General features: G+C 61.8%; 21 protein-coding genes. 11 read left to right on the top strand and 10 right to left on the bottom strand.

All coding sequences use genetic code 11. From position 1 onward, the window contains the following. Positions 1-5: 5 nt before the first annotated feature. Positions 6-878 (bottom strand): DUF2189 domain-containing protein, encoded by an 873-nt coding sequence (locus SMD31_RS18420; RefSeq protein WP_320502393.1) that lies wholly within the window; start codon positions 876-878, stop codon positions 6-8. Between the two features lie 309 nt (positions 879-1,187). On the opposite strand from SMD31_RS18420, the gene SMD31_RS18415 reads away from it, so the two are divergent. Then, entirely contained in the window at positions 1,188-1,928 is a 741-nt protein-coding gene (locus SMD31_RS18415) for a TerC family protein (RefSeq protein ID WP_320502392.1), read from the top strand. A 143-nt stretch (positions 1,929-2,071) separates the two neighbouring features. Here the strand turns inward: SMD31_RS18415 and SMD31_RS18410 are convergent, their stop codons facing one another. The 5 genes from SMD31_RS18410 to SMD31_RS18390 form a co-directional block, all read right to left on the bottom strand. Further along, entirely contained in the window at positions 2,072-3,127 is a 1,056-nt protein-coding gene (locus tag SMD31_RS18410) for a patatin-like phospholipase family protein (RefSeq protein ID WP_320502391.1), read from the bottom strand. Positions 3,128-3,214: 87 nt separating this feature from the next. Then, positions 3,215-3,613, bottom strand: coding sequence for a methyl-accepting chemotaxis protein (locus SMD31_RS18405; RefSeq protein ID WP_320502485.1), 399 nt, complete (start codon positions 3,611-3,613; stop codon positions 3,215-3,217). Positions 3,614-3,619: 6 nt separating this feature from the next. Next, the gene (locus SMD31_RS18400; protein WP_320502390.1) at positions 3,620-6,367 is read right to left on the bottom strand and encodes an OmpA family protein; all 2,748 of its coding nucleotides are present in this window, start codon (positions 6,365-6,367) and stop codon (positions 3,620-3,622) included. 137 nt (positions 6,368-6,504) lie between these two features. After that, complete coding sequence (locus tag SMD31_RS18395) at positions 6,505-7,422, bottom strand: EAL domain-containing protein (protein ID WP_320502389.1); 918 nt, start codon at positions 7,420-7,422, stop codon at positions 6,505-6,507. Between the two features lie 160 nt (positions 7,423-7,582). Then, positions 7,583-9,007 (bottom strand): aminotransferase-like domain-containing protein, encoded by a 1,425-nt coding sequence (locus SMD31_RS18390; protein WP_320502388.1) that lies wholly within the window; start codon positions 9,005-9,007, stop codon positions 7,583-7,585. A gap of 117 nt (positions 9,008-9,124) precedes the next feature. Here SMD31_RS18390 and SMD31_RS18385 point away from each other — a divergent pair, with 117 nt between their 5' ends. From SMD31_RS18385 to msrP, 4 genes are all read left to right on the top strand, one after another. Next, the gene (locus tag SMD31_RS18385; protein WP_320502387.1) at positions 9,125-10,027 is read left to right on the top strand and encodes a DMT family transporter; all 903 of its coding nucleotides are present in this window, start codon (positions 9,125-9,127) and stop codon (positions 10,025-10,027) included. Positions 10,028-10,151: 124 nt separating this feature from the next. Then, a complete protein-coding gene (locus SMD31_RS18380; protein ID WP_320502386.1) occupies positions 10,152-11,354 on the top strand; it encodes a pyridoxal phosphate-dependent aminotransferase in 1,203 nt (400 codons plus the stop codon). Positions 11,355-11,499: 145 nt separating this feature from the next. After that, positions 11,500-11,970 (top strand): Dps family protein, encoded by a 471-nt coding sequence (locus tag SMD31_RS18375; protein ID WP_320502385.1) that lies wholly within the window; start codon positions 11,500-11,502, stop codon positions 11,968-11,970. A gap of 121 nt (positions 11,971-12,091) precedes the next feature. Beyond that, on the top strand, positions 12,092-13,066 hold the full coding sequence (gene msrP, locus SMD31_RS18370) for a protein-methionine-sulfoxide reductase catalytic subunit MsrP (RefSeq protein WP_320502384.1): 975 nt from the start codon (positions 12,092-12,094) through the stop codon (positions 13,064-13,066). Between the two features lie 110 nt (positions 13,067-13,176). Here msrP and SMD31_RS18365 read toward each other — a convergent pair whose 3' ends face one another. Continuing rightward, entirely contained in the window at positions 13,177-14,211 is a 1,035-nt protein-coding gene (locus tag SMD31_RS18365; protein WP_320502383.1) for a LacI family DNA-binding transcriptional regulator, read from the bottom strand. A gap of 170 nt (positions 14,212-14,381) precedes the next feature. Here SMD31_RS18365 and SMD31_RS18360 point away from each other — a divergent pair, with 170 nt between their 5' ends. From SMD31_RS18360 to SMD31_RS18345, 4 genes are read left to right on the top strand one after another with little or no spacing between them, the layout of a single operon-like run. Beyond that, the gene (locus SMD31_RS18360; protein ID WP_320502382.1) at positions 14,382-15,323 is read left to right on the top strand and encodes a sugar ABC transporter substrate-binding protein; all 942 of its coding nucleotides are present in this window, start codon (positions 14,382-14,384) and stop codon (positions 15,321-15,323) included. A 45-nt stretch (positions 15,324-15,368) separates the two neighbouring features. Further along, the gene (locus SMD31_RS18355; RefSeq protein WP_320502381.1) at positions 15,369-16,931 is read left to right on the top strand and encodes a sugar ABC transporter ATP-binding protein; all 1,563 of its coding nucleotides are present in this window, start codon (positions 15,369-15,371) and stop codon (positions 16,929-16,931) included. After that, a complete protein-coding gene (locus SMD31_RS18350; protein WP_320502380.1) occupies positions 16,928-17,923 on the top strand; it encodes an ABC transporter permease in 996 nt (331 codons plus the stop codon). The genes SMD31_RS18355 and SMD31_RS18350 overlap by 4 nt, the downstream gene beginning before the upstream one ends. Before the next feature lie 12 nt (positions 17,924-17,935). After that, on the top strand, positions 17,936-18,772 hold the full coding sequence (locus SMD31_RS18345; protein ID WP_320502379.1) for an N-acyl homoserine lactonase family protein: 837 nt from the start codon (positions 17,936-17,938) through the stop codon (positions 18,770-18,772). On the opposite strand, the gene SMD31_RS18340 is transcribed toward SMD31_RS18345, so the two are convergent. Further along, the gene (locus tag SMD31_RS18340; RefSeq protein WP_320502378.1) at positions 18,769-19,983 is read right to left on the bottom strand and encodes a flavin monoamine oxidase family protein; all 1,215 of its coding nucleotides are present in this window, start codon (positions 19,981-19,983) and stop codon (positions 18,769-18,771) included. The genes SMD31_RS18345 and SMD31_RS18340 overlap by 4 nt on opposite strands. Further along, on the bottom strand, positions 19,980-20,651 hold the full coding sequence (gene bioD, locus SMD31_RS18335) for a dethiobiotin synthase (RefSeq protein ID WP_320502377.1): 672 nt from the start codon (positions 20,649-20,651) through the stop codon (positions 19,980-19,982). The genes SMD31_RS18340 and bioD overlap by 4 nt, the downstream gene beginning before the upstream one ends. A gap of 120 nt (positions 20,652-20,771) precedes the next feature. On the opposite strand from bioD, the gene bioB reads away from it, so the two are divergent. Continuing rightward, complete coding sequence (bioB, locus tag SMD31_RS18330) at positions 20,772-21,752, top strand: biotin synthase BioB (protein ID WP_320502376.1); 981 nt, start codon at positions 20,772-20,774, stop codon at positions 21,750-21,752. Beyond that, positions 21,745-23,046 (top strand): adenosylmethionine--8-amino-7-oxononanoate transaminase, encoded by a 1,302-nt coding sequence (locus tag SMD31_RS18325; RefSeq protein ID WP_320502375.1) that lies wholly within the window; start codon positions 21,745-21,747, stop codon positions 23,044-23,046. The genes bioB and SMD31_RS18325 overlap by 8 nt, the downstream gene beginning before the upstream one ends. A gap of 1 nt (position 23,047) precedes the next feature. On the opposite strand, the gene SMD31_RS18320 is transcribed toward SMD31_RS18325, so the two are convergent. Continuing rightward, positions 23,048-23,422, bottom strand: coding sequence for a hypothetical protein (locus SMD31_RS18320; RefSeq protein WP_320502374.1), 375 nt, complete (start codon positions 23,420-23,422; stop codon positions 23,048-23,050). Positions 23,423-23,568 lie beyond the last annotated feature (146 nt).

Genomic DNA, 23,568 nt, shown 5'->3' with positions numbered 1-23,568 from the left:
TTAGCCTAGAGGCGCGGCCGCACCACGCGGCGATAGAGATGCCAGGTGGCATGACCCAGCACCGGCATCACCACAATCAATCCGGCGAAGAAGGGCAGCGAGCCGAGGACCAGCAGCGCGGCGACGATGATGCCCCAGGCGGCCATCGGCAGCGGATTCTGTGCGACCGCCCGGAACGAGGTCTGGATCGCCATCCCCAATCCCACATCGCGGTCGAGCAGCAGCGGGAACGAGACGACGCTGACCGCCAAGGCGAGGCAGGCGTAGAGGAAGCCGACGCCGCAGCCCACCACGATCAAAGCCCAGCCCTGTTGTGTCCTGAACACGCTGTCGATGAACTGCGTCATGTTGAGGGGCGTTTCCGGCCCCATGATGGTGGTGTAGAGCGCCCAGGCCGTGGCCATCCAGCAGACGAAGACGGCGCAGAGGACGAGGCCCAGCAGCAGGACCGAGCCGATGGCGGGTGAGTCCAGCACGCCAAAGGCATTGCGCCAGCTGACCTCTTCGCCCAGCTCGCGGCGTCGGCTCATTTCATAGAGGCTCAGGCCCGCAAAGGGACCGATGAGGGCAAAACCGGAGGCCATGGGAAAGAGCAGTGGCAGCATGTCATAGCCGAAGGCCATGCGCGCCATGACGATGCCGATGATGGGATAGACGACGACCAAGAAGAAGACATCGGTGCGATAGGCGCCAAAATCGCTCCAGGCGCGCTGGAAGATTTCGCGGAAATCGCCGATTTCAATCGACCGCACATGCGGTGGTGCCGTCACCTCTTCATGGGGCCGGTTGGCGGATTCGCTCAGCGCTTCGATCGCATGGGCACCGTGTCGGATTTGGTCCCAGCCCCATTCCAGCGGGTTGCGGATGGATTCTGCCATGGTCACGCCTCCTCGGATGATAGAGCGAGGGGCACGTTCGCGTCATGACTTCGAGGTCCTTGCGGGCGCCGCAGCTGATGCAATCGCGACCCAAGCTCGATAAGTGACATGAAAAAGCAACCAAGAAAGCATACGCCGGTTGACTGAGGCTGTCAGCGCGTCACTGATAGATTCCTGCCCGCATTGACTTTTCGGAGCGGCTCCTTATCTGTGGCCCCACATGCGGCAGTGCGTCTGGCTTTGTTCAGCCAGGCACGGCCACCCGGGGGAATAGCAAATTAATTCAATAAATTAGGGGCGATGCAGGCGATGCTCGAATTGCTTACCGATCCGAATGTGATCTTGAGTTTCCTCACCTTGGCCGCGCTTGAGATCGTGCTCGGCATCGATAATCTGCTGTTCGTCCAGATTGTCGCCAGCCGCTGCGCCCCGGAAAAGCAGATGCTGGCGCGCCGCGTCGGCCTGTTGCTGGCCTTGGGCACCCGATTGCTGCTGCTTGCTTCCATCGCCTGGGTGGCGGGCCTCACCACGCCGATCTTCAGCATTGACTGGTTCGGGCCGGAGCATGTCTTCGACCTCTCCTGGCGTGACGTCATCCTGCTGGGCGGCGGCCTGTTCCTGCTCGCCAAGGCGACGACCGAAATTCACCATCATGTCGAAGGCGGCAGCGAAGCGACCAAGAGCGGCAAATATATGAGCCTTGCCGCCGCCATCGTGCAGATCGCCATCCTCGATATCGTCTTCTCGCTGGACAGCGTCATCACCGCGGTCGGCATGGCGGATCATCTCTCCGTCATGGTGGCGGCCGTCGTCGCCGCGATGATCGTCATGATTTTGGCCGCCGGTGCGGTTGGTCGATTCGTCGACGAGCATCCCACCGTGAAGATGCTGTGTCTTTCCTTCCTGCTGCTCATCGGCATGGCGCTCCTGGGCGAGGGCCTGCACTTCCACATCCCGAAGGCCTATCTCTACTTCGCCATCGCCTTCTCGGCGCTGGTCGAGTTCCTCAACATGTGGGCCAGGAAGAAGAAGACGCGGGCGAAGGGGTGAGGGGCTTGAACTTTTGTTGACGTCATCCCCGGGCCCTGTCGGCGCATGCCGACATGCGTCGGCGGGACCGGGGATCCACTGGTGCAGTTGGGAGAGTGGGTGCCCGGGTCAAGCCCGGGCATGACGCGGAAAAAGGATGGACCTCAGCCAAACTTGGCGGTGAGATCCATCGTGCTTTCCCAGCCGATGCGGTCGAAATTCGTCGTGACCCATTTGTCGGCGGTTTCATAGCCGAGCTGGTGCAGGTGCTCGAGGAACGCCCGCTCGGTGTTCATCTTGCTCAGGGAGCCCATCTCGGCCAGTTCCACCTCTGCGCTGATCTCATGGAAGCGCACGGCGGTGTAGCGGTCGTTGTGCAGCTCGCCGCTTTCGATGAGCCGCGTGATGGTGGCAAAGCCCTCCATCTCGCGCACCAGACTGGCGTTGAAGGTCATCTCATTGATGCGGTTGAGGATGTCGCGGGCGCTGACGGGCACATCGGGGCGGTTCATCGGGTTGATCTGCACGATGACGACATCGGAACTGTCGCATTCGTGGATCAGGGGATGGATCGCCGGGTTGCCGAGATAGCCGCCATCCCAATAGAACTCGCCCTCGACCTCGACCGCCTCGAACAGCAGCGGCAGGCAGGCGGACGCCATCAAGGCCTCGGCCGAAATCTCCGGCGTGCGGAAGATGCGCGAGCGGCAGGTGCGCACGTTGGACGCGGTGACGAACATCTTCACTTCCGGGTGCGCCCGCAGATTTTCGAAATCGACCAGCTCGCGCAGCAGATTGCCGAGTGGATCGACTTTCAACGGATTCATCTGGCGTGGCGCCAAAAGCCTTGTCGCATAATCGAGCCACATGAAGGTCGGGTCACGGTCCACATCCCAGCCTTCGGAGATGCCGGGAATGCCACGGGGGATCGCGCGCGGCAGGGGATTGAGCTCCGACACACCCATCCAGAAGGCCTGCAGTGCGTCGATGGCACCCTGGCGCTTGCCTTTCAAGAATCCGTCGGCAAAGACCGCGGCATTCATGCCGCCGGCGCTGGTGCCGGAGAGGCCGTCGATATAAAAGCGCGGCTCGCTGATGAGGCGATGCATGACGCCCCAGGTGAAGGCGCCATGCGACCCGCCGCCCTGCAGCGCCAGGCTGATATTCTTCACCCCGGGCTTGCGTGGCCGCTGGGGCTTCGGGTGGCCGGTATCGGGCATCAAGGTGTTGCCATCCGTAGCAGCGGCCCGAAGGGGCCGCGATCGCCGCCATGATCCCGGAGGATGGTTTATTTTTCGTGAAGGTCGCTACATCGCCCTAATCTGCTTCAGGAAATTGTCGACAGCGTCCGACAATATCCGGGCGTTTTCGGCCAGCTCGTTGGCGGCGGTCAGGACCTTGGCGGCATCGGCGCCGCTTTCGTTGGACGCCTGCGTCACCTGGTCGATGTTGCGGGCGACTTCCTGCGTTGCCGCGTTCTGCTCCTCGACCGCCGCGGAAATCGCACTGGTGACATCGTTGATGGTGTCGATCGTGCTGCCGAATTCATGGATCGCGGAGACGACACCGCCGGTTGCCCCCTGAATGGCGCCGACCTGGCCGGAAATCTCTTCGGTCGCCTTCGAGGTCTGCACGGCGAGGCTTTTCACTTCCGACGCCACCACGGCAAAACCCTTGCCGGCCTCGCCGGCCCGCGCCGCCTCGATCGTGGCCTACTTCGTCGGGGGATTTCGCGGAAGCGCTAGGATATCGACCCGTCGATTGAGCGACTGAAACTCGGTCGGTGAGTCCTGTCTGATCCAGGGAAAGTCGCTGCCCACGGCAAAGCTGTCGATTTCCAACTGACCGGTGTTCTGAGCGCGCATGAGATCGATAACAAAATTGGCACGCTCTTGAGACAGCATCTTGTTGTAAAGCCGGCTGCCCAGATCGTCGGTGTAACCAATGACAACAAAACTAGCGCCTGCATTGGCCTTTACGAACTGTGCCAGATCATCCGCCGAGCTGTGCATCGTGCGGTTCAATTCTTCATTAAAAGGCTTTTTCTCGTCCGCACAGTGACTGGAACTTGCAGCCTTCTTCGTGGCCTCCTCGCGTTGCGGGCAATTGACCTTGAACCAAAGTGAAATGGCCTTTGCGCCGCGACGAGGCAGCCAGATATTTGTCTCCATAGGTGCTGCAGCGGCACCAGACGTACCGGTCGGGCATGCCTGTCCACACGAGCCATGATCAACCTTCACAGTCAATTCTGCGGGCGTTGTTGGGCCTACAAACTTGATTTGCGGTGATGGTACTTCCAGCGTCGGCTGGTCCGGGTTTGTCGTCGCACCTTCCTCGCGTGTTTCCGCCAACGTAGAAGCGGAGAGCAGAACAGGTCGGTCAATGAATACTGAAACTGGCACCGGTCCTCCCGTTCCGAGCTTGGCGTCATTGACGACTGGAAAATCGATGACGGGTGAACAGGTGTTTTTGTTGTCGATCAGCCCCACTGTTTTTTGCCATTCCGACCAGGAAACTGGCGATGCAACTCTACTATTTTTGCCGCACTCGCCGACAATAGTCGTGCCGATCAGACTGTCCTTGCTGCGCACCTCGGGAGGATTTTTTAGCCAAGCAACCTTCCAGCCGACGACATTGCCGACATTGTCGGCAGTCACTTTGAATGGCCCGATGATGTGATGTTTGATGTAAAGGTAGCGATAGCTTCGGCCGACAGGAGATCGTTCGTCCGTTTGGGAAGCAGTAGGTGCGTCCGTCTGAGAAGTGCCAAAATCATGTCTGAGCAAAAGAGCACCAGCACAGCTTGGAGTGAAGATGATCAGCCAGAACACAAACCACAGGCGCCACTTTTGAAGATCCCCAAGCCGCCTGCGCGTCACCAGCAAGGGCTTGGGTGCAGCCGAGCGGTAGATGGCCAGTTGCCACAGGTAGCTTTCTATAGCCGCCAGACGCACGGCAGATCGGCATGCCGACAAGTAATGTATATGGGCGAACACGGCACATAGGCCTGCAGCGACGGGCCAAAGTGCTATCGCCCAGCTATTCGGGCGAAAGATTATGGGACCGGCAACAGCAAGAATGAACGCTGACAATGTGAATAGAGTGAGCGAAATGACGGATTGCCGGACATTTTCTCGAGCCGTTTCGTTTTGTTTCAGCTGTTCTGGCGCCAGTATGTCTGCTTTCGCCTCGAGAATAGTGGAATCCGGTGGTTCCTGATGTCGAGCGTCGATGTAATAGTCAATCGGGTACTCATCGAGCTTACTTTCGCCAGACCCGAGGCTCGTTGCCTTAAGTAGCGCGCCCAATTGCGAAAATTGCCGACTGACATCCATGCATCGGGACGTCGGCAAAAAAGGTGTATCTTGAATTGCGGTGTCAATTTCCTGGCGTAGAGAATTCAGATGCTCAAGAAAGTCGCCGCCTGGCATTTCCCTGTGCAGAAATTCGCCGAAGCTCTTTACCGCGTCGGCGCGGAGGTTCGGGTCGCTTAGTATCTCGTTCAGCCGCTCAAGATAATCGCGGCAGAGCTCTGCGCCTTGCCAACGAAGTGTCAGCTTCTCAACTGGAATCTGCACATTTGAAACCTGACCGTTTGGAGCCGGAGTATTTGAAGTCTGAGCGTCTGAAGTCTGATCAGGTATATCGTTGGCTTCAGTCGACTTCTTCCGCTCTTCCCTTGATCGCAGTGATCGCAAATAGACATTCAGACGCCTAAGCTCCTGCAGCAGTCCGGCGGCCGCAGCGATGAGCGCTTTGGCTTGCTCTTCTTGCGTCTTCTGGTAAATCGCACCTCGCGGATCCAGGGCTCGTGCATCTTTTCGCTGGCGCCGATATTCTATGAAATCGCTGAATTTGTTCGGCTGCAAATAGGAAAGAAGATTCGTTACGGCACCCCAGATCCCGGGCCTGGCGACTCTGAAAATGCGGCCAATGCGCTCGACAGCCCTCTGGGATTCCTGCCACTTATTTAACTCGTCTTTGAGTCGCCGTTCGTAGAGCTCCTGCAAGGGAAGCTTGGCGTCCGTTTCGGCATGGGTGCTTGTGTCAAATTGTTCGAACAAAGCCTCCACGCCGCCAAGCAGCTCAATGTTCTCCACCCCGAATACCGGCCTGGCGCTTTTGTTCGATTGGCCGGGTACAGATCTATATCCGGAAAAGACGCTTCGAGACCAAAGCGCGATCTGCCATTTAGTGGTGAAGTAGAACAAGTAGACGAGAATGGCAAAAACAACGAGGAGCGTGACCGAGACAGTGGTCGTGGTAAATGACCAATCCAGGTCGATCTTGCTGAATCTGTCCCCAGCTATGTTGCCGAGGATATCGACCGTGTCAGCGCCGTAGGTCAGCGTGACGGCGAGGATAAGAATGCCGAGAAAAATCGCGACCGGTTTGGCGGCGACGCGCTGCCGGACATCGCCAGCATTGGGAAGAAAGTAGCTGAGGAGTTGCTCTAACATCGCGTTTCATCCCCCAAAGGAAGACGCAATAAGGCAATCTAATCTGCTACTTTTAAGAGTCTAAAAAAACAAAAGCAATCTTAAAGAGTATTAACAGTCACATCCTAACGCCAGAGTATATGTATCGCAGGCGAGCATCACCCGCGCAGCACTTCCAGGAATTCCTTCGCCGTCATGGGCTTGTGCCAGTAGAAGCCCTGGCCGAGGTCGGCACCCAGAGCGCTCGCCCGCCTAGCGACGTCGGGGTTCTCGATGCCGACCATGACAATGCGCCCGTTGCATTTCTTGGCAAGACGCACGAGTTCGGCGACGAGGCCAGCGACCGGGCCGCCATTCCCTGAGAGCGAGACGAAGCGGCGGTTGAGCTTCACCATGTCGGGGTTGAGCGAGGAGAGATATTCGCTGTCGCCGCCGCCGATGCCGAAATCATCGATCGAGATGCGGAAGCCGCGCTGCTTCATGTCCCAGACGGCGGGGCGGATCTGCCGGTCGCTGGCATCCACCTCGTTCACTTCGATGGCGATGCGGTGCGGCGGGATGCCGGCCTCCGTCACCTTGCGCGCCAGCGCTTCGCGCTTGGTGAGGTCGGCGAACTCGTCGGGTTCCAGATTGAGTGTCACACAGATCTCGCGCTCACCCGTCAGTGCCGGCTTGAGATCGCTCAGGACCATGTCGATGACGCGCTGGTTGAGCGTCGAGGTCAAGCCCAGCGCCTTCGCCATGGGCAGGAAGTCGGCGGGCGAAATCGCATCGCCCACCTCGGTCGTCCAGCGCAGCAAGGGTTCGGCGCCGATCACGGTGTGGTTGGCATCCAGTGTCACGATCGGCTGGTAGGCCATGGAAAGCCCGCCTTCCTCGATCGCACGGGTGAACTGCTTGGCGAGCGGCTCGGGCCGTTCCACCGCCATGGCGGCGACGAGGCCCATGATGATGCCGATCATGGCCCCGAAGGCCAGCAGCATGTTGGGGTTGTTGGAACCGATGAGGGGGGCCGCCAAGCCGAGCAGGAAGGCGATCACGAACACCAGCAGCTTCAATTTCAGTCGGCCTGACATTGCTACTTCCGGAAAGTATTGGATTTTTTGGTCGTCCCCGCCGCCAAAGTGACGGATTGACGTATAGATGGTCAAGGGTGACAGAAAAACGTCATCGAATACTGCCCAAGCCCGACCGCGGACCTGGGGTATTTCTTCGACCGCCGGTTAAAGCGGCGTCTCAGGAAAGATACGATTTCAGGAAGGCGAATGTCCGCGAATCCTGGCTCTGGGCCACGTTGAAGCGCAGGTGGTGGGGCCAGACCGCCTCGGCGCTGAAGACATTGCCGGGCGCCAGGACGATGCCGGCTTCCTGCGCCGCCAGCGCCGTCTCGACGGCCAGGCGTTGCCGGCCTTTCTTGTCCGGTGGTAGCGCGAGCCACAGAAACAGCCCCTCGCCGGTATCGGCCCCCGCCCCAAGCCAGGGCGAGAAGCCGAGAGATGCCAGCTTCCGGGCGACCTGGAAGCGGACCTTGGCCAGGCGGTCCCTTATCGCCGCCACATGCTTGCGGTAGCTGCCGTCGATCAGCAGATGGTGCACCAGCTGCGCCGACAATTCGTTGTTGCCGAAACTCATGGCAAGCTTCAGATCGGCAAGATCGGCGATGGTCGCTGGATCGGCGGCGAGATAGCCGATGCGCGTCGCCGCCGACAAGGTCTTCGAGAAGCTTGCCATATGGATGACGCGCTGCAGCCCGTCGAGCGCGGCGAGGCGCGGGGAAGGCTGGCTCTCGAAGTCGCGAAAGATGTCGTCCTCGAGAATGCGGAAGTCGTAACGCTGCGCCAGAGCGAGAAGCCGATGTGCGACGGCAAGGCTGATCTTGGCCCCGGTCGGATTCTGCAGACCTGCATTGGTCAGATAGAGCTTGGGCTGGTGTGTCTTGGCGAGCTGCTCCATGGCGGCGAGGTCCGGCCCCTGCGGTGTCATCGGCACCGGCAGTAGGCGCCCGCGCTGGGCCCGCACGGCGGCGTGGAAGTTGAAATAGCCGGGATCGTCGACCAGCACCGCATCATCGGGCTGGATCAGATAGCGGCACACGAGATCGATCGCCTGGGAGGCGCCATCCATCAGCAGGATGTGTTCGGGGACCGCCGGCACCTCGATCTCGTTGAGGCGCCGGGCAAGGAGATCGCGCAAAGGGCGGAAACCCAGCGGCACGCCGTATTCGAGAAGGCCGGCTTCCGGCGCACGCGACAGGGCACGCAGGGCCGAGCGCAAGGCGGCATCCGGCAGCCAGTCCTGGGGCAGCCAGCCGCAGCCGGGCTTGGGCTGCTTGGGGTCAAGGGTCAGCGACCGGCGCATCATCCAGATCGGGTTGACGCCCATTTTGGCGCTGGGCAGCGGGTCGAGCGACAAAGGTGGGGTCTGGGTGCGGCCGGCGACGAAGAAGCCGGATTTCGCCCGCGCCACCACCAGCCCATCCGCCACCAGCCGGTCATAGGCGGCGACCACGGTGAAGGGACTGACCCCGAGACGCCCGGCGAGGCGCCGCACCGAGGGCAGGCGTTCACCGGCGCCAAGTGCACCATTCGCCATGCGTTTGCCGAGCGCCCCGGCAATGCGCTGGGTGAGCGAACCGCTTTCCAAGGTGAGGTCGAGATCCATCTGTATCGGTCATTGTACTGGTATAGATTGATGGATTGTATCGGATGTGTGTCTGTCGCGCCAGACGCTGCTGCCGGATGCTGCCCCGCATCGGCCCGTTTCGCACATTGGATACCCATGAGCTCGGAAGCACTCACCACCCCAAGGCCCACAGCTGGCCTCGCACCCGCCACGCGCGGCCTCATCTATGGCCTCATCGGCGTCATCATCTTCGGTGGCTCGCTGCCGGCGACGCGGGCGGCCGTTCTGGCGCTCGATCCTTGGTTCGTCAGTTCGGCCCGTGCCGTGGGTGCGGCCTTGCTGGGGATGGGCTGGCTTCTGGCACAGCGCGCCCCCCTTCCCAGCGGCCGCGATTGGCTGGGGCTGGTGGTCGTCGGCCTTTGTGTCGTCGTCGGTTTTCCCGTCCTCACGGGCCTTGCCATGCAATGGGTGCCGGCGAGCCATGGCATTCTCTTCGTTGGCCTCATTCCGCTGGCGACCTGCCTCGTGGGTGCATTGCTCGGCACGGTGAGGCCGCGGCGGCCCTTCTGGCTGTGGGCGGCCGTGGGTGCCGTCTCGGTCGCCGCTTATGCGATCTTGCAGGGCGGCGGTGATTTCGGGCCGGCGGACCTCCTCATGGTCGGCGCCATCGCCGTCACTGGCATCGGCTATGCCGAGGGGGCCAGATTGTCCCATCACATGAAACCGGCGGCCGTCATCTCCTGGGCGCTGGTGGTGTGCCTGCCACTCTCGCTGCCGGCCCTCATTCTAACCTGGCCCGCCGCACCGCAAACGGTCGCTGTTTCGGCCTGGATCGGGCTTGGCTATGTGACCTTGTTCTCGATGTTTATCGGCTTTCTGTTCTGGTACCGCGGCCTGGTTCTGGGCGGCACCGCCCGGGTCAGCCAGATCCAGCTCTTCCAGCCTTTCATCGGCCTAGGTTTGGCTGCCGTTTTCCTGGGCGAGCAGGTGGGGTGGGGGATCCTTATCGGCAGTGTCATGGTGACAATTTCGGTGGCCAAGGCCAGGCGCTACGCTTGAGGCGTCACATCATCGGCGACGCATTGCCGCTTTGCGTTGAAATAGGGGCATTTTGGGTTGCCTGGCAGGGGGGTGGGGGCTATCTTCCGGCCCGATTTTTACCCCTCAACAGGTGACCCAGATCATGGCTTTCCTCGCCGACCGCCTCGACCGCATTAAACCCTCGCCCACGATCGCCGTGACCATGAAGGCGCGCGAATTGAAGGCGCAGGGCCGCGACATCATCGGCCTGGGTGCCGGCGAGCCGGATTTCGACACGCCGGAGAACATCAAGCAGGCGGCGATCAAGGCGATCAATTCCGGTGACACGAAGTACACCAATGTCGACGGCACCGACGCGCTCAAGAAAGCGATCATCGCCAAGTTCAAGCGCGAGAACAATCTGGACTACAAGATCGACCAGATCACGGTCGGCACCGGCGGCAAGCAGGTGCTCTATAACGCGCTGGTCGCCACGGTGAACCCGGGCGATGAAGTCATCATTCCGGCGCCCTATTGGGTTTCCTATCCCGACATCGTGCATCTCGCGGAAGGAACGCCGGTCGCCGTCGAATGCGGCCAGAACCATCAGTTCAAGCTGCAGCCGGAAATGCTCGAAGCTGCGATCACGCCAAAGACCAAGTGGCTGATCCTCAATTCGCCCAGCAACCCGACTGGTGCCGCCTACACCGCCCAGGAATTGCGTGCCCTTGCCGACGTGCTGCTTCGCCATCCGCATGTCTGGGTGCTGACCGACGACATGTACGAGCATCTCGTCTATGACAATTTCAAATTCGCGACCATCGCCGAGGTCGAGCCGAAGCTCTATGACCGCACGCTGACCATGAACGGCGTCTCGAAGAGCTATTGCATGACCGGCTGGCGCATCGGCTATGCCGGTGGTCCGACGAACCTCATCAAGGCGATCGCGAAGATCCAGTCGCAATCCACCTCGAACCCCTCCTCGATCAGCCAGGCGGCCGCGGTCGAAGCGCTCAATGGCCCGCAGGATTTCATCGCCAAGCACAATGTGTCGTTCAAGGAACGCCGCGACATGGTGGTCGAGATGCTGAACAAGGCGAAGGGGCTGCATTGCCACAAGCCGGAAGGGGCGTTCTACGTCTATCCGTCCTGCGCCGGTGCCATCGGCAAGACCACGCCCGAGGGCAAGAAGATCGCGACCGACGACGATTTCGTGACCTATCTTTTGGAATCGGAAGGTGTCGCGGCGGTGCAGGGTTCGGCCTTCGGCCTTTCCCCTCATTTCCGCATCTCTTACGCCACCTCGACCGAGGCGTTGAAAGATGCCTGCACGCGCATCATCCGCGCTTGCGAGAAATTGACGTAATATCCCTTGCGCCGAGGTGGTGATCGAGCGGATCGATCACCACCTGCGGCAATATTCATCGCCGGATCTGCCACCGAAGTCTTGCGATTGTCATGGTTTAGGGCCAAATTTAGAGCCGAATAAACCAATCAAAAGGGTGGCACCCATGGACATCGATACCGGCCTTTCAAAGAAGGACCGCAAAGCCATCGCCGATGGCTTGTCGCGCCTTCTCGCCGACACCTACACGCTCTATCTGAAGACGCACAACTTCCACTGGAACGTGGAAGGGCCGATGTTCAACACCCTGCATCTGATGTTCGAGACGCAGTACACGGAGCTGGCACTGGCGGTCGATCTCGTCGCCGAGCGTATCCGCGCCCTGGGTTATCCGGCACCCGGCACCTATGCGGCCTATGCCAAGCTCTCTTCGATCAAGGAAGAGCAGGGCGTTCCTTCCGCCGAAGACATGATCCGCCAGTTGGTCATCGGCCAGGAAGCGGTGGTGAAGACGGCGCGCTCGGTTTTCCCGGCGGCGGACAAGGCGGGCGACGAGCCGACGGCCGATCTCCTCACCCAGCGCATGCAGGTGCACGAAAAGACGGCCTGGATGCTGCGTGCCCTGTTGAGCAAGTAATCCATCCAGATCATTGGGTTAGGGCGGCGCGGGGAAACTTTCCCGCGCCGCTTGCCTTTGTGGCTGTAATCTATCGCCCAGCGCCCACGTATCACGTCGTAGCACCTCAACGGAGATGAAGATGTGGATCCGGAAGACTCGCGGCTGGGAAATGAAGGAATCGCTGGCGACGCCGGAAAGCGTCTTCCGTAACCGACGCCGGTTCCTGGCCGGGGCGGCCGGCGCCATGTTCGCCCCCGCCTTGCTCGCTTGTGAGAAGAAGGCGGCGGCCGAAGGGGATGCGACCCCTGATCCCAGTGCCGGCCTTTATCCGGTCAAGCGCAACCCCAAATACACGCTCGATCGCGACCTGACGGCCGAAGCGGACGCCACCACCTATAACAATTACTACGAATTCGGCACATCCAAGGACATCTATGATGCAGCGCAGGCCCTGCCCATCCGCCCCTGGACCATCACCATCGATGGGCTGGTGGCCAAGCCGCAGACCATCGACATCGACGCACTGCTGAAGGCGATGCCGCTCGAAGAGCGCCTTTATCGCCATCGCTGCGTCGAGGCGTGGTCGATGGCGGTGCCGTGGAGCGGCTTCCCCTTGAGCGCCTTGGTGAAGATGGCGGAGCCGCAATCGGGCGCCAAATTCTTGCGCTTCGAGACCTTCATGAATGCCGATGTGGCGCCGGGGCAAAGCGACCCGCTTTATCCCTGGCCCTATATCGAAGGCCTGACGCTTGCCGAGGCGACCAATGATCTCGCCTTCGTGGCGACCGGCATCTATGGCAAGGCGATGCCCAAGCAGAACGGCGCGCCCTTCCGTTTGGCGCTGCCGTGGAAATACGGCTTCAAATCCGCCAAGGCCATCCAGCGCATCACCTTCACCGACGAACAGCCGGTGGGGTTGTGGCAGGCCTTGCAGAGCAGCGAGTACGGCTTTTACGCCAATGTGAACCCGGCCTTTGCGCATCCACGCTGGAGCCAGGAATCGGAACGCGTGCTGGGGTCGGGCGAGCGTGTACCGACAAAGATCTTCAACGGCTATGGCGAGTTCGTTGCCAGCCTTTATCCCGATCTCAACGACCGGAACTATTTCTACTAAGGCCCCTCACCCCGGCCCTCTCCCCGCAAGCGGGGCGAGGGAGTTTCGAACGAGCTCAACGCAAAGCCCCTCGCCCCTCTGGGGAGAGGGGTTGGGGTGAGGGGTCTTTTTCAACCCACCAACGATGCCGGCGCGCCGGTCACCGGTGCGCAGGTTTCGCCGACGACGAGGGTCGGCTGGAAGATGACATGGCGCGGCTGCTGTTGCGGCGCGCTGTTGGTGATGCGGCCGACCAGCATGCGGAACGATTCATTGACCATGTCGCCGATCGGGTGCTCGGTACGGGTGAGACGCGGTCGCAACCCGCTTATACCCGTGATCGTGTCGGTCGAGGCGATGGAAATGTCGTCCGGGCACTTCAATCCCAGATCGGCCAGCGCCCGCATCAGCCCCAGCGCCATCAACCCGTTGGCGACATAAAGCGCCGTCGGCCGGTCCGGCGCCTGCAGCATCTCGCGCGCCATCGTATAGGCCACTTCCTCGCGGAACTCGCCCTGGCGGATGTGATGGGGCAGGGGTGTCACCCCGCGCGCCTGCAAGGCCTGCATCATGCCCTCATAGCGGCCGCGCCCCGTCGTCAGGTGCTGCGGGCCGATCAATGAGCCGATGCGGCGATGGCCGAGGTCGAGCAGGTAGTTGGTGGCCTGCCGGCCGGCGGATTCGTTGTCGATGGTGACCGTGTCCGATTTCTTGTCCTCGAAGACGCGGCCGAACAGCACGGTCGGGATCGATTTGCCGCTGTGGTCGCGCTGCAGGTGCTGCGCCGTCTCACCCACGGGCACCAGGACGACGCCGTCGCAGGAGAGCTGGCGGATGCGCGACATGATGCGCTTTTCCGCTTCCGGCTTTTCGTCGCTGTTGAAGACCACCAGCGAATAATCCCAGGCGGCCGCCGCCGCTTCGGCCAGGCACACCAGATGGCTGTAGAAGGGGTTGGCAAGATCGGCCACCACCATGGCGATGAGCTGGCTGCGCCCATGGTTGAGGTTGCGCGCGACCGCCGAGGGCACATAATTGAGTTCGTCGATCGCCGCCTGGACGCGCTTCCTGAGTTCCGGGCTGACATAGGCGGAATCGTTGATCACGGCGGAAACCGTCGCGATCGATACCCCGGCAGCCTTTGCTACGTCCCGAATCGTTGCCATTTTCCGTCCAGCGAACCGTTTCGCTCAATTTAACGCGCCAAAACTAAAAGTCTACCGATAGAATCCGCTTGATCAGTCTCAGGTGATGCGCAATTCTAGCGAAACGGTTAGGACATGTTCGCTAAACATCAAGGCGCACAGCCCCGTGTTTCCTGTGGGAGGGAAAAGACATGAGAAAGATACTGGCTCTATGCGTGCTCAGCGCGGCCCTGACGGGCGGCGCGCAACTTGCGGCCGCTGACAAACCGCTGGTGGGGATCGTTTCCATCGCCGCCACGGAAGCGAACAATGTTCGCTACATCAAAGGTGCGGAAGCCGCCGCCGCCGAGCTCGGCTGGGAGGTCTCGGTCATCGATGCCGCCGGCAGCGCCGACCAGGCCAATTCCGGCATCCAGAATTTCGCCCAGCGCGGCGCGCATGTGATCATCGACATGGTGTTCCCGTTCTCGTCGATCGGCGCGGGGCTTGATGCCGCCAAGAGCGCCGGCATCCCGGTCGTGACCTGGGGTGGCGGTTTGGGGTCGACCGTCGCCGCGACCAATGGTTCGGGCGGCCCGATGGCCGAACCGATTGTCGAGATGATGGCCAGGGAAATGAGCGGCAAGGGCAGTGTCCTCGCGCTTACCTATCGGACCGGCGAGGTGTGCCGGAACCGCGAGGTGGTGATGGACCAGATCTTGGCGCAACATCCCGATATCAAGGTGACCAAGAACGAAGTCCGCATCCCCGGCTATTTCGAGGACGGTGCGCAGTATGCCAATGCCTGGCTCACCTCGCATCCGGCCGGTTCCGAACCGCTGGCGATCTGGGGCTGCTGGGACGATCCGGCGATCGGCGCCATCGGTTCGCTGCGGGCGCAGGGGCGTGACGACGTGAAGGTCTATGGCATCAACGGCAACGCCCAGGCGCTGGAGAACATCCGCAACGGGCATATGACCGCGACCGCCTGGCAGGACAGCTACACCGAGGGCTATAACATGGTGAAGATGCTGGACGAGATCAAAAAGGCGGGCGACGGCTGGCAGCCCAAAGCTGCCGAAGTGCCGGCGGTTGTCGTCACCAAGGACAGCGTCGACCAGTTCATCAAAGACCATCCTGACGCCATCAAGTAATTTGGCGTCCTTGCGTAATCGAGCGGGGAGCGGCGCGTTCCAGCGATGAACAATCTTTCGCCTTTATCGCAGGAAGCCGTGACGCTCCCCTTCCTCTCTGCCGAAGGCATTGCGAAATCCTTCGGCGGTGCCCAGGCCCTTAAAGTGGCCACGCTGGAAATCGCACCCGGCGAAGTGCATGGGCTGGTCGGTGCCAATGGCGCCGGCAAATCCACCCTGATCAAGGTGCTGGCCGGCCTCGTAACGCCGGATAACGGCACGGTTCATCTTGACGGCAAGGCCGTCGCCATCACCACGCCGCATGTCGCCACGGAACTGGGGATGAGCTTCATTCACCAGGACGTGGCGCTGGTCCCCAACATGACCATCCTGCAGAACATCATGCTGGGGGTGGAGAAGAAAACCTGGGCGGGCCTGGTCGACTGGAAGGCCATTGCCCGCGACGTGGCGCCGATTGCCACCCGAATCGGTATTCGTGCCCCGCTTGATGCCAAGGTGGCTACATTGTCGACCGCGGAAAGCTGGCTGGTCAGCATCTGCCGGGCCCTGGTGCGCAAGGCGCGCTTCATCGTCATGGACGAGCCGACGGCGTCGCTCTCGGCGGCGGAGTGCGAAAAACTATTCGAGATCATCGAGGATCTGTCGCGCTCCGGCGTCGCGGTGCTCTATGTATCGCACCGGTTGGACGAGATCTTGCGCCTTTGTGACCGGGTGACAGTCTTGCGCGACGGCCGCACAGTCGCAAACTTCGCACGCTATGAACTCAACCGGGCGGTGCTGGTCGAAGCCATTGTCGGTCATAGTGCCGCGGCGGAAACGGTCATCGAGCGGCGGCGCCCGCAAGGCGCGCCACTTCTCACTGTCTCTCATCTGGTTCGATACCCCAAGGTCGACGACGTGTCGTTCGATCTCTTTCGGGGCGAGGTGCTCGGCATCGGCGGGCTGGTCGGTGCCGGGCGCTCCGAACTCATGCATCTGATTTACGGCGCCGATCGCCTGGATGGCGGGACGATGCAATTGGAAGGCGCGCCATTCGCGCCGCGAAGTCCCAACGCCGCCTATCGCGCCGGCATCGGTCTGGTGCCGGAAGAACGGCGCAGCGAGGGATTGCTGCTGACCAAGAGCGTCGCTTTCAACCTGTCGCTCGGCAATCTGCGCAAGCTGGTCTTTTCGCCGCTGCTGCCGATGGTGAGTTCGGCCAAAAGCCGGCAGATGGCGCTGGCAACGGTGGCCGAATTGGCGGTCAAAACAAACGGCATCCACGCGCCGGTGGGTTCCTTGAGCGGCGGCAATCAGCAGAAGGTCGTGATCGGCCGCTGGCTGCGCCGCAACCCGCGCATTCTCATTCTCGATGAGCCGACGCGGGGTGTCGATATCGGCGCGCGCGGTGAAATCCATCGCCTCATCCGCCGTATGGCTGCGGATGGCATGGCGGTACTGGTCGTCTCCTCCGAACCCGACGAACTCCCCGATCTCTGCGACCGCGTGCTGGTGATGGCGGAAGGACGCATCGTCGGCGAACTTGCCGGCGATGCCATCACGCGCAATGCCATCGTTGCGGCCAGCTATGGCCAGCAGGTGGCACAGGAAGGAACAGTAAAGTCATGAGCGACACCGCCCTTGCCAACCGCCGCCTGTCGCCGGAAACCAAGCGCGCGCTTAGCCTCTTTGCGCGCTATGCCACCATCATCGGGCTGGTGATGATGCTGGGCGCCTTCTCCATCCTGTCGCCGCAGGCCTTCCCAACCATCGGGAATTTCACCAATGTCATCAACCAGGCGTCGCTTGCCATGATCATCGCCGGCGGGCTGACGCTCGCCGTCATCGTCGGCGAACTGGATCTTTCGATCGGTTTTGCCGCCAGCCTCCATGGCGTGCTGGTGACCGGCCTCATCGTGCGGCACGGCTTGCCGATCCCGGCGGCAATTGCGGTCATTCTGCTGGCGGGTGCGCTGATCGGCGTCGTCAACGGCCTCATCGTCACCAAGGCGAAGGTCAATTCGGTCATTGCGACGCTCGGCGTCGGCACCATCCTGGTGGGGCTGTCTTTCGCCTATTCGGCCGGCGCGCCCATCGTTGCCGGCGTGCCGGAGGCATTCTTTCAATTGTCCCTGGGCCGCTGGCTGTTCGGCATCCCGAACAACATCGTCATCATGGTGCTGGTATTGGGCGGGCTGTGGCTGCTCGTTGAGAAGAGCGCCATCGGCCAGGAGATCCAGGCCGTGGGCGGCAATCCTGCGGCAGCGCGATTGGCCGGCATCAATGTCGACCGCATCAAGATCCTCGGCTTTGTGCTCTCCGGCGTTTGCGCGGCCTTGACCGGCACGCTCTTGGCCTCGCGGCTCGGCAGCGGGACGACGAGTGCGGCCGATTCCTATCTGCTCACCGCCTTTGCCGCCGTCTTCTTAGGCTCGGCGACGTTGCGGGATGGCGAGTTCCACATCGTCGGCACCTTTGTCGGCGCCCTCATCATCGCTTTCGGTTTCAATGGCCTCAATATTTTCGGTGCGCCGACCTATTCGCAATATATTCTGCAGGGCGCCATCCTGATCGTGGCGGTGGGGCTTTCCAGCCTCGGCCGGCAGATGGCGGAAAACTAAAAAGGGGTCGCCATGGGTGCCGATCAGTTCTGGAACGTCTTCGTCATCGAATTTGCTCGCTCGAAGGACCAGCCGCTTGACGGGCTGATCAGTGGCGCCCATGACGACGGCGTGGTCGATCTGCCGTTCTCCTTCGTCATGGCGCGGCGCGGCGACAAGATCGTTCTGATCGATACCGGCTTCATGAAGGAAGGGATCGGCGCCGAAATGGGCGTCAAGTTCGGCATCCCCGATTGGGTTTCGCCGGTGCGGATGCTGGCGGAACTGGGCGTCAAGCCGGAGATGGTCACCGACATTGTCATCTCTCATGCGCATTTCGACCATATGGGCTCGATCGGCAAATTCCCCAAGGCCCATATCTGGGTACAGAAGGCCGAGATCCTGTCCTGGATCGAGGCGATGGCGCTGCCGCCGCAATTCGGTTTCCTGACCGCCATCATCAACCCGGACGATCTCAGGAACGCGTTCGACGCCTCTGTGCAGCATCGCTTGACGCTGCTCGAAGGCGATAAGGACAATATCCTGCCGGGCCTCCATGTGCGCTTTGGGCAAGGCCACACGATGGGCCAGCAATTCGCCATACTGGAAACAAGTAAGGGGCGGCTCGTCATCTCCGGCGATTGCGTCTATGACGGGCGCAACATCAAGGGCCATAACCATGACGGCGTCTATGTGCCGCTCGCCAATGGGGTGGGCAGCATCTGGGAACAGCTGAAGACGATGGACCGGATCAACACCGAGATCGGCGGCGATCTCGACCGGCTCATCATCCTTCACGACAGCAAGCGCTGGCCCAAGCTCCCCATCGTCAAGGAAATCGAGGGCTTCCGCATCCTCGAAGCAGCCTAGGCTGAGGCTGCCTCGGCGGCGGCGATGCCGCTGAACCAGGCGCCGTGCACGTCGCCCATGTAATTCGTCGAACAAGCCTCGCCGGCAAAGAAGAGCCGGTCGTCGATGGGGCGAGCCAATTCAGCGCGCGCATCGGCGCGGCCCACCCGGGCGGCCGCGTAGCAGCCACGGATATGCAGGTCGTGATCCCAATCGGCGATGATGTACTGCGGCATGGAGGCTTGCTTCACGTCACTGCCGAATATCTCGCTCAAGCGTTCCAACGCGTAATTGGCCATCGCCGGGTGACCCGCCGCCGCCAATTCCTTGGCGAACGGCCCGTTGAAGAGGCAGGTCGCGATTTCCAGGTCGCTTTCACGCACAACGATTTCCACCGCCTCATGGGCACCGCGCAAAGGCAGGATCAGGCTGGGCGGGCAATCACCGAAGACAGGCCGCGAAAAGCGCAGGGCCACCTTGTTGCAGGAGCCCAAGGGCAGATCGGCGATGGCGCGGCGCTTCCAATCCGGCAAGGCGGGCGCAAATTCGATGCCGTCATGAAGGATGGCCGTCGATGTGGCGAGGATGATCCGCTGGGCGACGAGGATGCCGTCGGGGGTGGTAAGCTTGATATCGCGCCCGGACCAGTCAATGCGATTGACCGGCGTGTCGACGCGGATGTTGAGGCCGTCGGCGAGTTGGCTGAGCAATGTGCCGAAACCATCCGTCACCGGGCAATCATCGCCTTCCCAGACATAGTTCGCGAAATCGCGGCTGGAACTGGTCGCCGCTGCAACACCCTGCTTGGCACCCTGTTCGGCCAGGAACACGTCATGCCAGGGCGAGTTGGTGTCGGGAAAAAGCGCGCTGATGGCGACGTCACCGTCGCAGGCGGCGATGCGGGCGAAGCATTCCTCGACGTAAGTCTCACAGGCGGCTTGTTCCTTGGCATTCAGCCAGGCGCCGTTGCGGCTGTAGCGCCCGGCAAGCGCCGCGCGGCTGTAGCGAATGCCCAATCGATCGGCGTAACCGACCAGCGGATTGAGTGCCGGCGAGTGAAGCCAATGCGCGCCAAGATCGATCGGCGCGCCAAGCGTTGCATGATCGGTGACGCAGCGCCCACCAGTGAAGGGTTTCGCCTCGAGCAGCACATAATCCTTCCCGTGCTCGGCAAGGCATCGGGCAGCAGCGATTCCGGCGGCGCCACCGCCGATAATGGCGATGCGGCTCATAGTTGGGCGGCGAGTGCGCCGACGGCTGCCGCATCGGCATGGCGCGGCAATGTCAGAATGTGTTGGCCGGGCGCATGGCGCTGCAGGACCGCGACTGTCTCGGCGACGGGCACCGGGCTCGTCGGTGATTCGTTGATGATGATGGCATGCGGAGCAAGATCATTCAGCTTCATCGCCGCGATGGCCGAGAGCGTGTGGCTGATGGTACCGAGATAGGAGCCGGCCACAAGCAGGATCGGCATGCCCAGATCCTGCATCCAATCCATGACGGTATGCTTGTCGTCGAGCGGCACGAACACGCCACCGACACCTTCGATGATCAGGCGCCCCTCCGCCGGCATCATGCCGGCCACAGACCGGCAGGTTTCGACCAGCTTGTCATAGGGCACGGTCTTGCCTTCGCGCGCCGCCGCCATGTCGGGCGACAGGGGGGCAGCAAAGCGCCAGGGCGAAATGAGGTTGAGGCCGCCCTTGTCCATCGGCGCATCCATGGCCAGCAGCAGTTGGCCGGCATCGCTGGCGCCGAGCTCCCGCGGGTCGAAACCGCTCATCACCGGCTTCAGGGCAGCGATCGCCAGGCCTTCGCGGCGCCAATGGCGCAGCAAGTTAGCGCTGACATAGGTCTTGCCAATATCGGTGCCGGTGGCAGTGACGAAATAGCCAGTCATGATCGGGTGGTATTCGCTTGCACAAGGTTGCCTGAAAGCAAGGCGGCATCGCTTGACACCCTGCGGGGCCGAGCTTAGCGTCCGCCCCGATCTAGGTTAAGAGGGAAAGGCCGTCGCCCCATGGATAATCCGCAGGCACTCGATTTGCGGCACGATTGGTCGGTCGAAGAGGTGGAGGCGTTGTTCGCGCTGCCCTTCAACGACCTCATTTTCCGTGCGCAAGAAACGCATCGCCGGCGCTTCGATGCCAATGAAGTGCAGATGTCGACGCTGCTCTCGATCAAGACGGGTGGTTGCGCCGAGGATTGCGCCTATTGCCCGCAGGCGGCGCAATACCAGACCGGCGTCGAAGCCGACAAGCTGATGCAGGTGCAGGCCGTGGTCGCCGCGGCCAAGGCCGCCAAGGAGGGCGGTGCCTCGCGCTATTGCATGGGTGCTGCCTGGCGCGAGCTGAAGGACCGCGACGTCGATGCGATCTGCGAGATTGTGAAAGGCGTGAAGGATCTGGGCCTTGAGACCTGCATGACGCTCGGCATGCTGACCGAGCCGCAGGCCGGGCGCCTCGCCGATGCCGGGCTCGATTATTACAACCACAACATCGATACCTCGCCGGAGTATTACGGCGAGATCATCACGACACGCACGATCCAGGACCGCTTCGAGACGCTGCAGCATGTACGCGATGCGGGGATGAAGGTCTGCTGCGGCGGCATCGTGGGCCTGGGCGAAAGCCGCCGCGACCGAGCCGGCATGCTGGTGACGCTCGCCAACATGGCCGAGCATCCGGAATCGGTGCCGATCAACATGCTGGTGCAGGTGAAGGGCACGCCGCTGCATGGCACCGACCAGCTGGAGCCACTGGAATTCGTGCGCACGATCGCGGTCGCCCGCATCATGATGCCGGCCTCGATGGTGCGCCTCTCGGCGGGGCGTGAGACGATGAGCGAGGAGATCCAGGCGCTGGCTTTCCTCGCCGGTGCCAATTCGATCTTCTGCGGGCCCAAGCTGCTGACCACCGCCAACCCGACCCAGCCCAAGGACGAAGCCTTGTTCGACAAGCTGGGCTTGAAGCCGATGCCGGTTCATCGCCATCATGCCTGAACAAGTGCAGCCGGCCCAAGTGCAGCCGGACTGGCTGCAGGAAGGCTCCAAGCATCTGTGGCTGCCTTATGCGCAGATGCGGACGGCACCCACACCCTTGCCTGTCCTGCGGGCGGAAGGGGCAAGGCTTTATTTGGCCGACGGTTCCAGCCTGGTCGACGGAATCGCCTCGTGGTGGACGCAGGCCCATGGCTATAACCACCCGCATATCCGGGACAGCGTCTCGGCGCAATTGGGCAAGCTTGCCCATGTGATGCTGGGCGGGCTTGCCAACGAACCGGCGATGACGCTGGCGACACGTCTGGCCAAGCTGGCGCCAGGCGATCTCGATCATGTCTTCTTTTGCGAGTCCGGGTCGGTCTCGGTCGAAGTGGCGATGAAGATGGCGATCCAGTACTGGATCAACCGTGGCACCCGTGGCCGCACCCGTTTTGTCAGCTTCCGCCATGGTTATCACGGTGACACGATGGCCTGCATGTCGATCTGCGATCCGGATGAGGGCATGCATGGTCATTTCAAAGGCTATCTGCCGGAGCAGATCGTGGTGCCGCTGCCGCGCGATGCGGCCGGCGAAGCGGCCTTCAACGACATGCTCGACCGGCGCGGGGGCGAGATCGCCGGCATCATCGTGGAGCCGCTGGTGCAGGGTGCGGGCGGCATGAAGTTCCATGATCCGTCGGTCCTGCGCTTTCTGCGCCAGGCCGCCGATGCGCGCGGGCAGCTGCTGATTCTCGATGAAATCATGACCGGCTTCGGTCGGCTGGGCACCATGTTCGCCAGCGAGCAGGCGGGAATCGTCCCGGATATCATGACGCTCTCGAAGGCGCTCTCAGGCGGGACGCTGCCGCTTTCCGCCACCATCGCAAGGCGACACGTGTTCGAGGCCTTTCTGTCAGACCGCGCCGAGACGGCCTTGATGCATGGCCCGACCTATATGGGCAACCCGCTTGCCTGTGCGGCCGCCAACGCCTCGCTCGATCTGTTCGAACGCGAGCCGCGCCTGGCGCAGGTGGCGGCGATCGAGCGGCAGTTGCGCACCGACTTGGAACCTTGCCGCGCCCTCAAAGGCGTCGTCGATGTGCGCGTCAAAGGCGCCATTGGTGTCGTCGAACTTGACCGTGCCGGCGAAGGAACCTGGCTGCGGCCGCATTTCCTGAAGCGCGGCGTGTGGATCCGGCCCTTCGGCAACATCGTCTATCTGGCGCCGCCCTTCGTGATCGATGAGCTGGATCTGCGCCAGCTCACCAGCGCCGTCACCGAGGTGACGGCGCTGTGGTCGCGCGAGCGGGCTTAGCTCAGTTCACTGTATCGCTGCCGGGCGTCGTCTCCTTGGGCGGCCGGGTCGTCGTCCCATCGAGCCTGGTGCCAAGGAGGTCGCGCGACTGTGCTGGGGTCAGCCGTGTCGTCCAGTTGCAGAAAGCCGAGCCGTCGCCATTGAACGAGCAACTGACGGTCGTGCCGCTCGGCAGCTTGCAGCTGAGCCCGCCGGCCGCCGGCTGAGACAGAGTTCCACCCATGCGCTGGCAGTTCGAGATAAATTGCGCGCTGCTCAGTTGAACGATGGCAATGCCATCCTTGGCCAGGGCAACGGGAATGGGGCCGGCGATAAAGCCCAGTGTGATGGCGGCAACCAGGATGTTGCCACGGATATCGCGCCATTTCATTGACATCTGCATTTCCTCCACTCGCTCTCGATGAGGGGCGTCCCTGACGAAGCGATATAGATCGCGTCGCCGATTTACGAGAGCGGGAGGACCGATGCGTGACAGGCGACACAAAAACCGCCTCTCAAGAGAGAGTGTGGTGGAACTTTAGA

Origin of the sequence: Dongia rigui, from assembly GCF_034044635.1 — a bacterium.
GTDB classification, from domain to species: Bacteria; Pseudomonadota; Alphaproteobacteria; order Dongiales; family Dongiaceae; genus Dongia; species Dongia rigui.
Note: the sequence above shows the minus strand (reverse complement) of the source record. Positions and strands in the feature narration are given on the sequence as shown.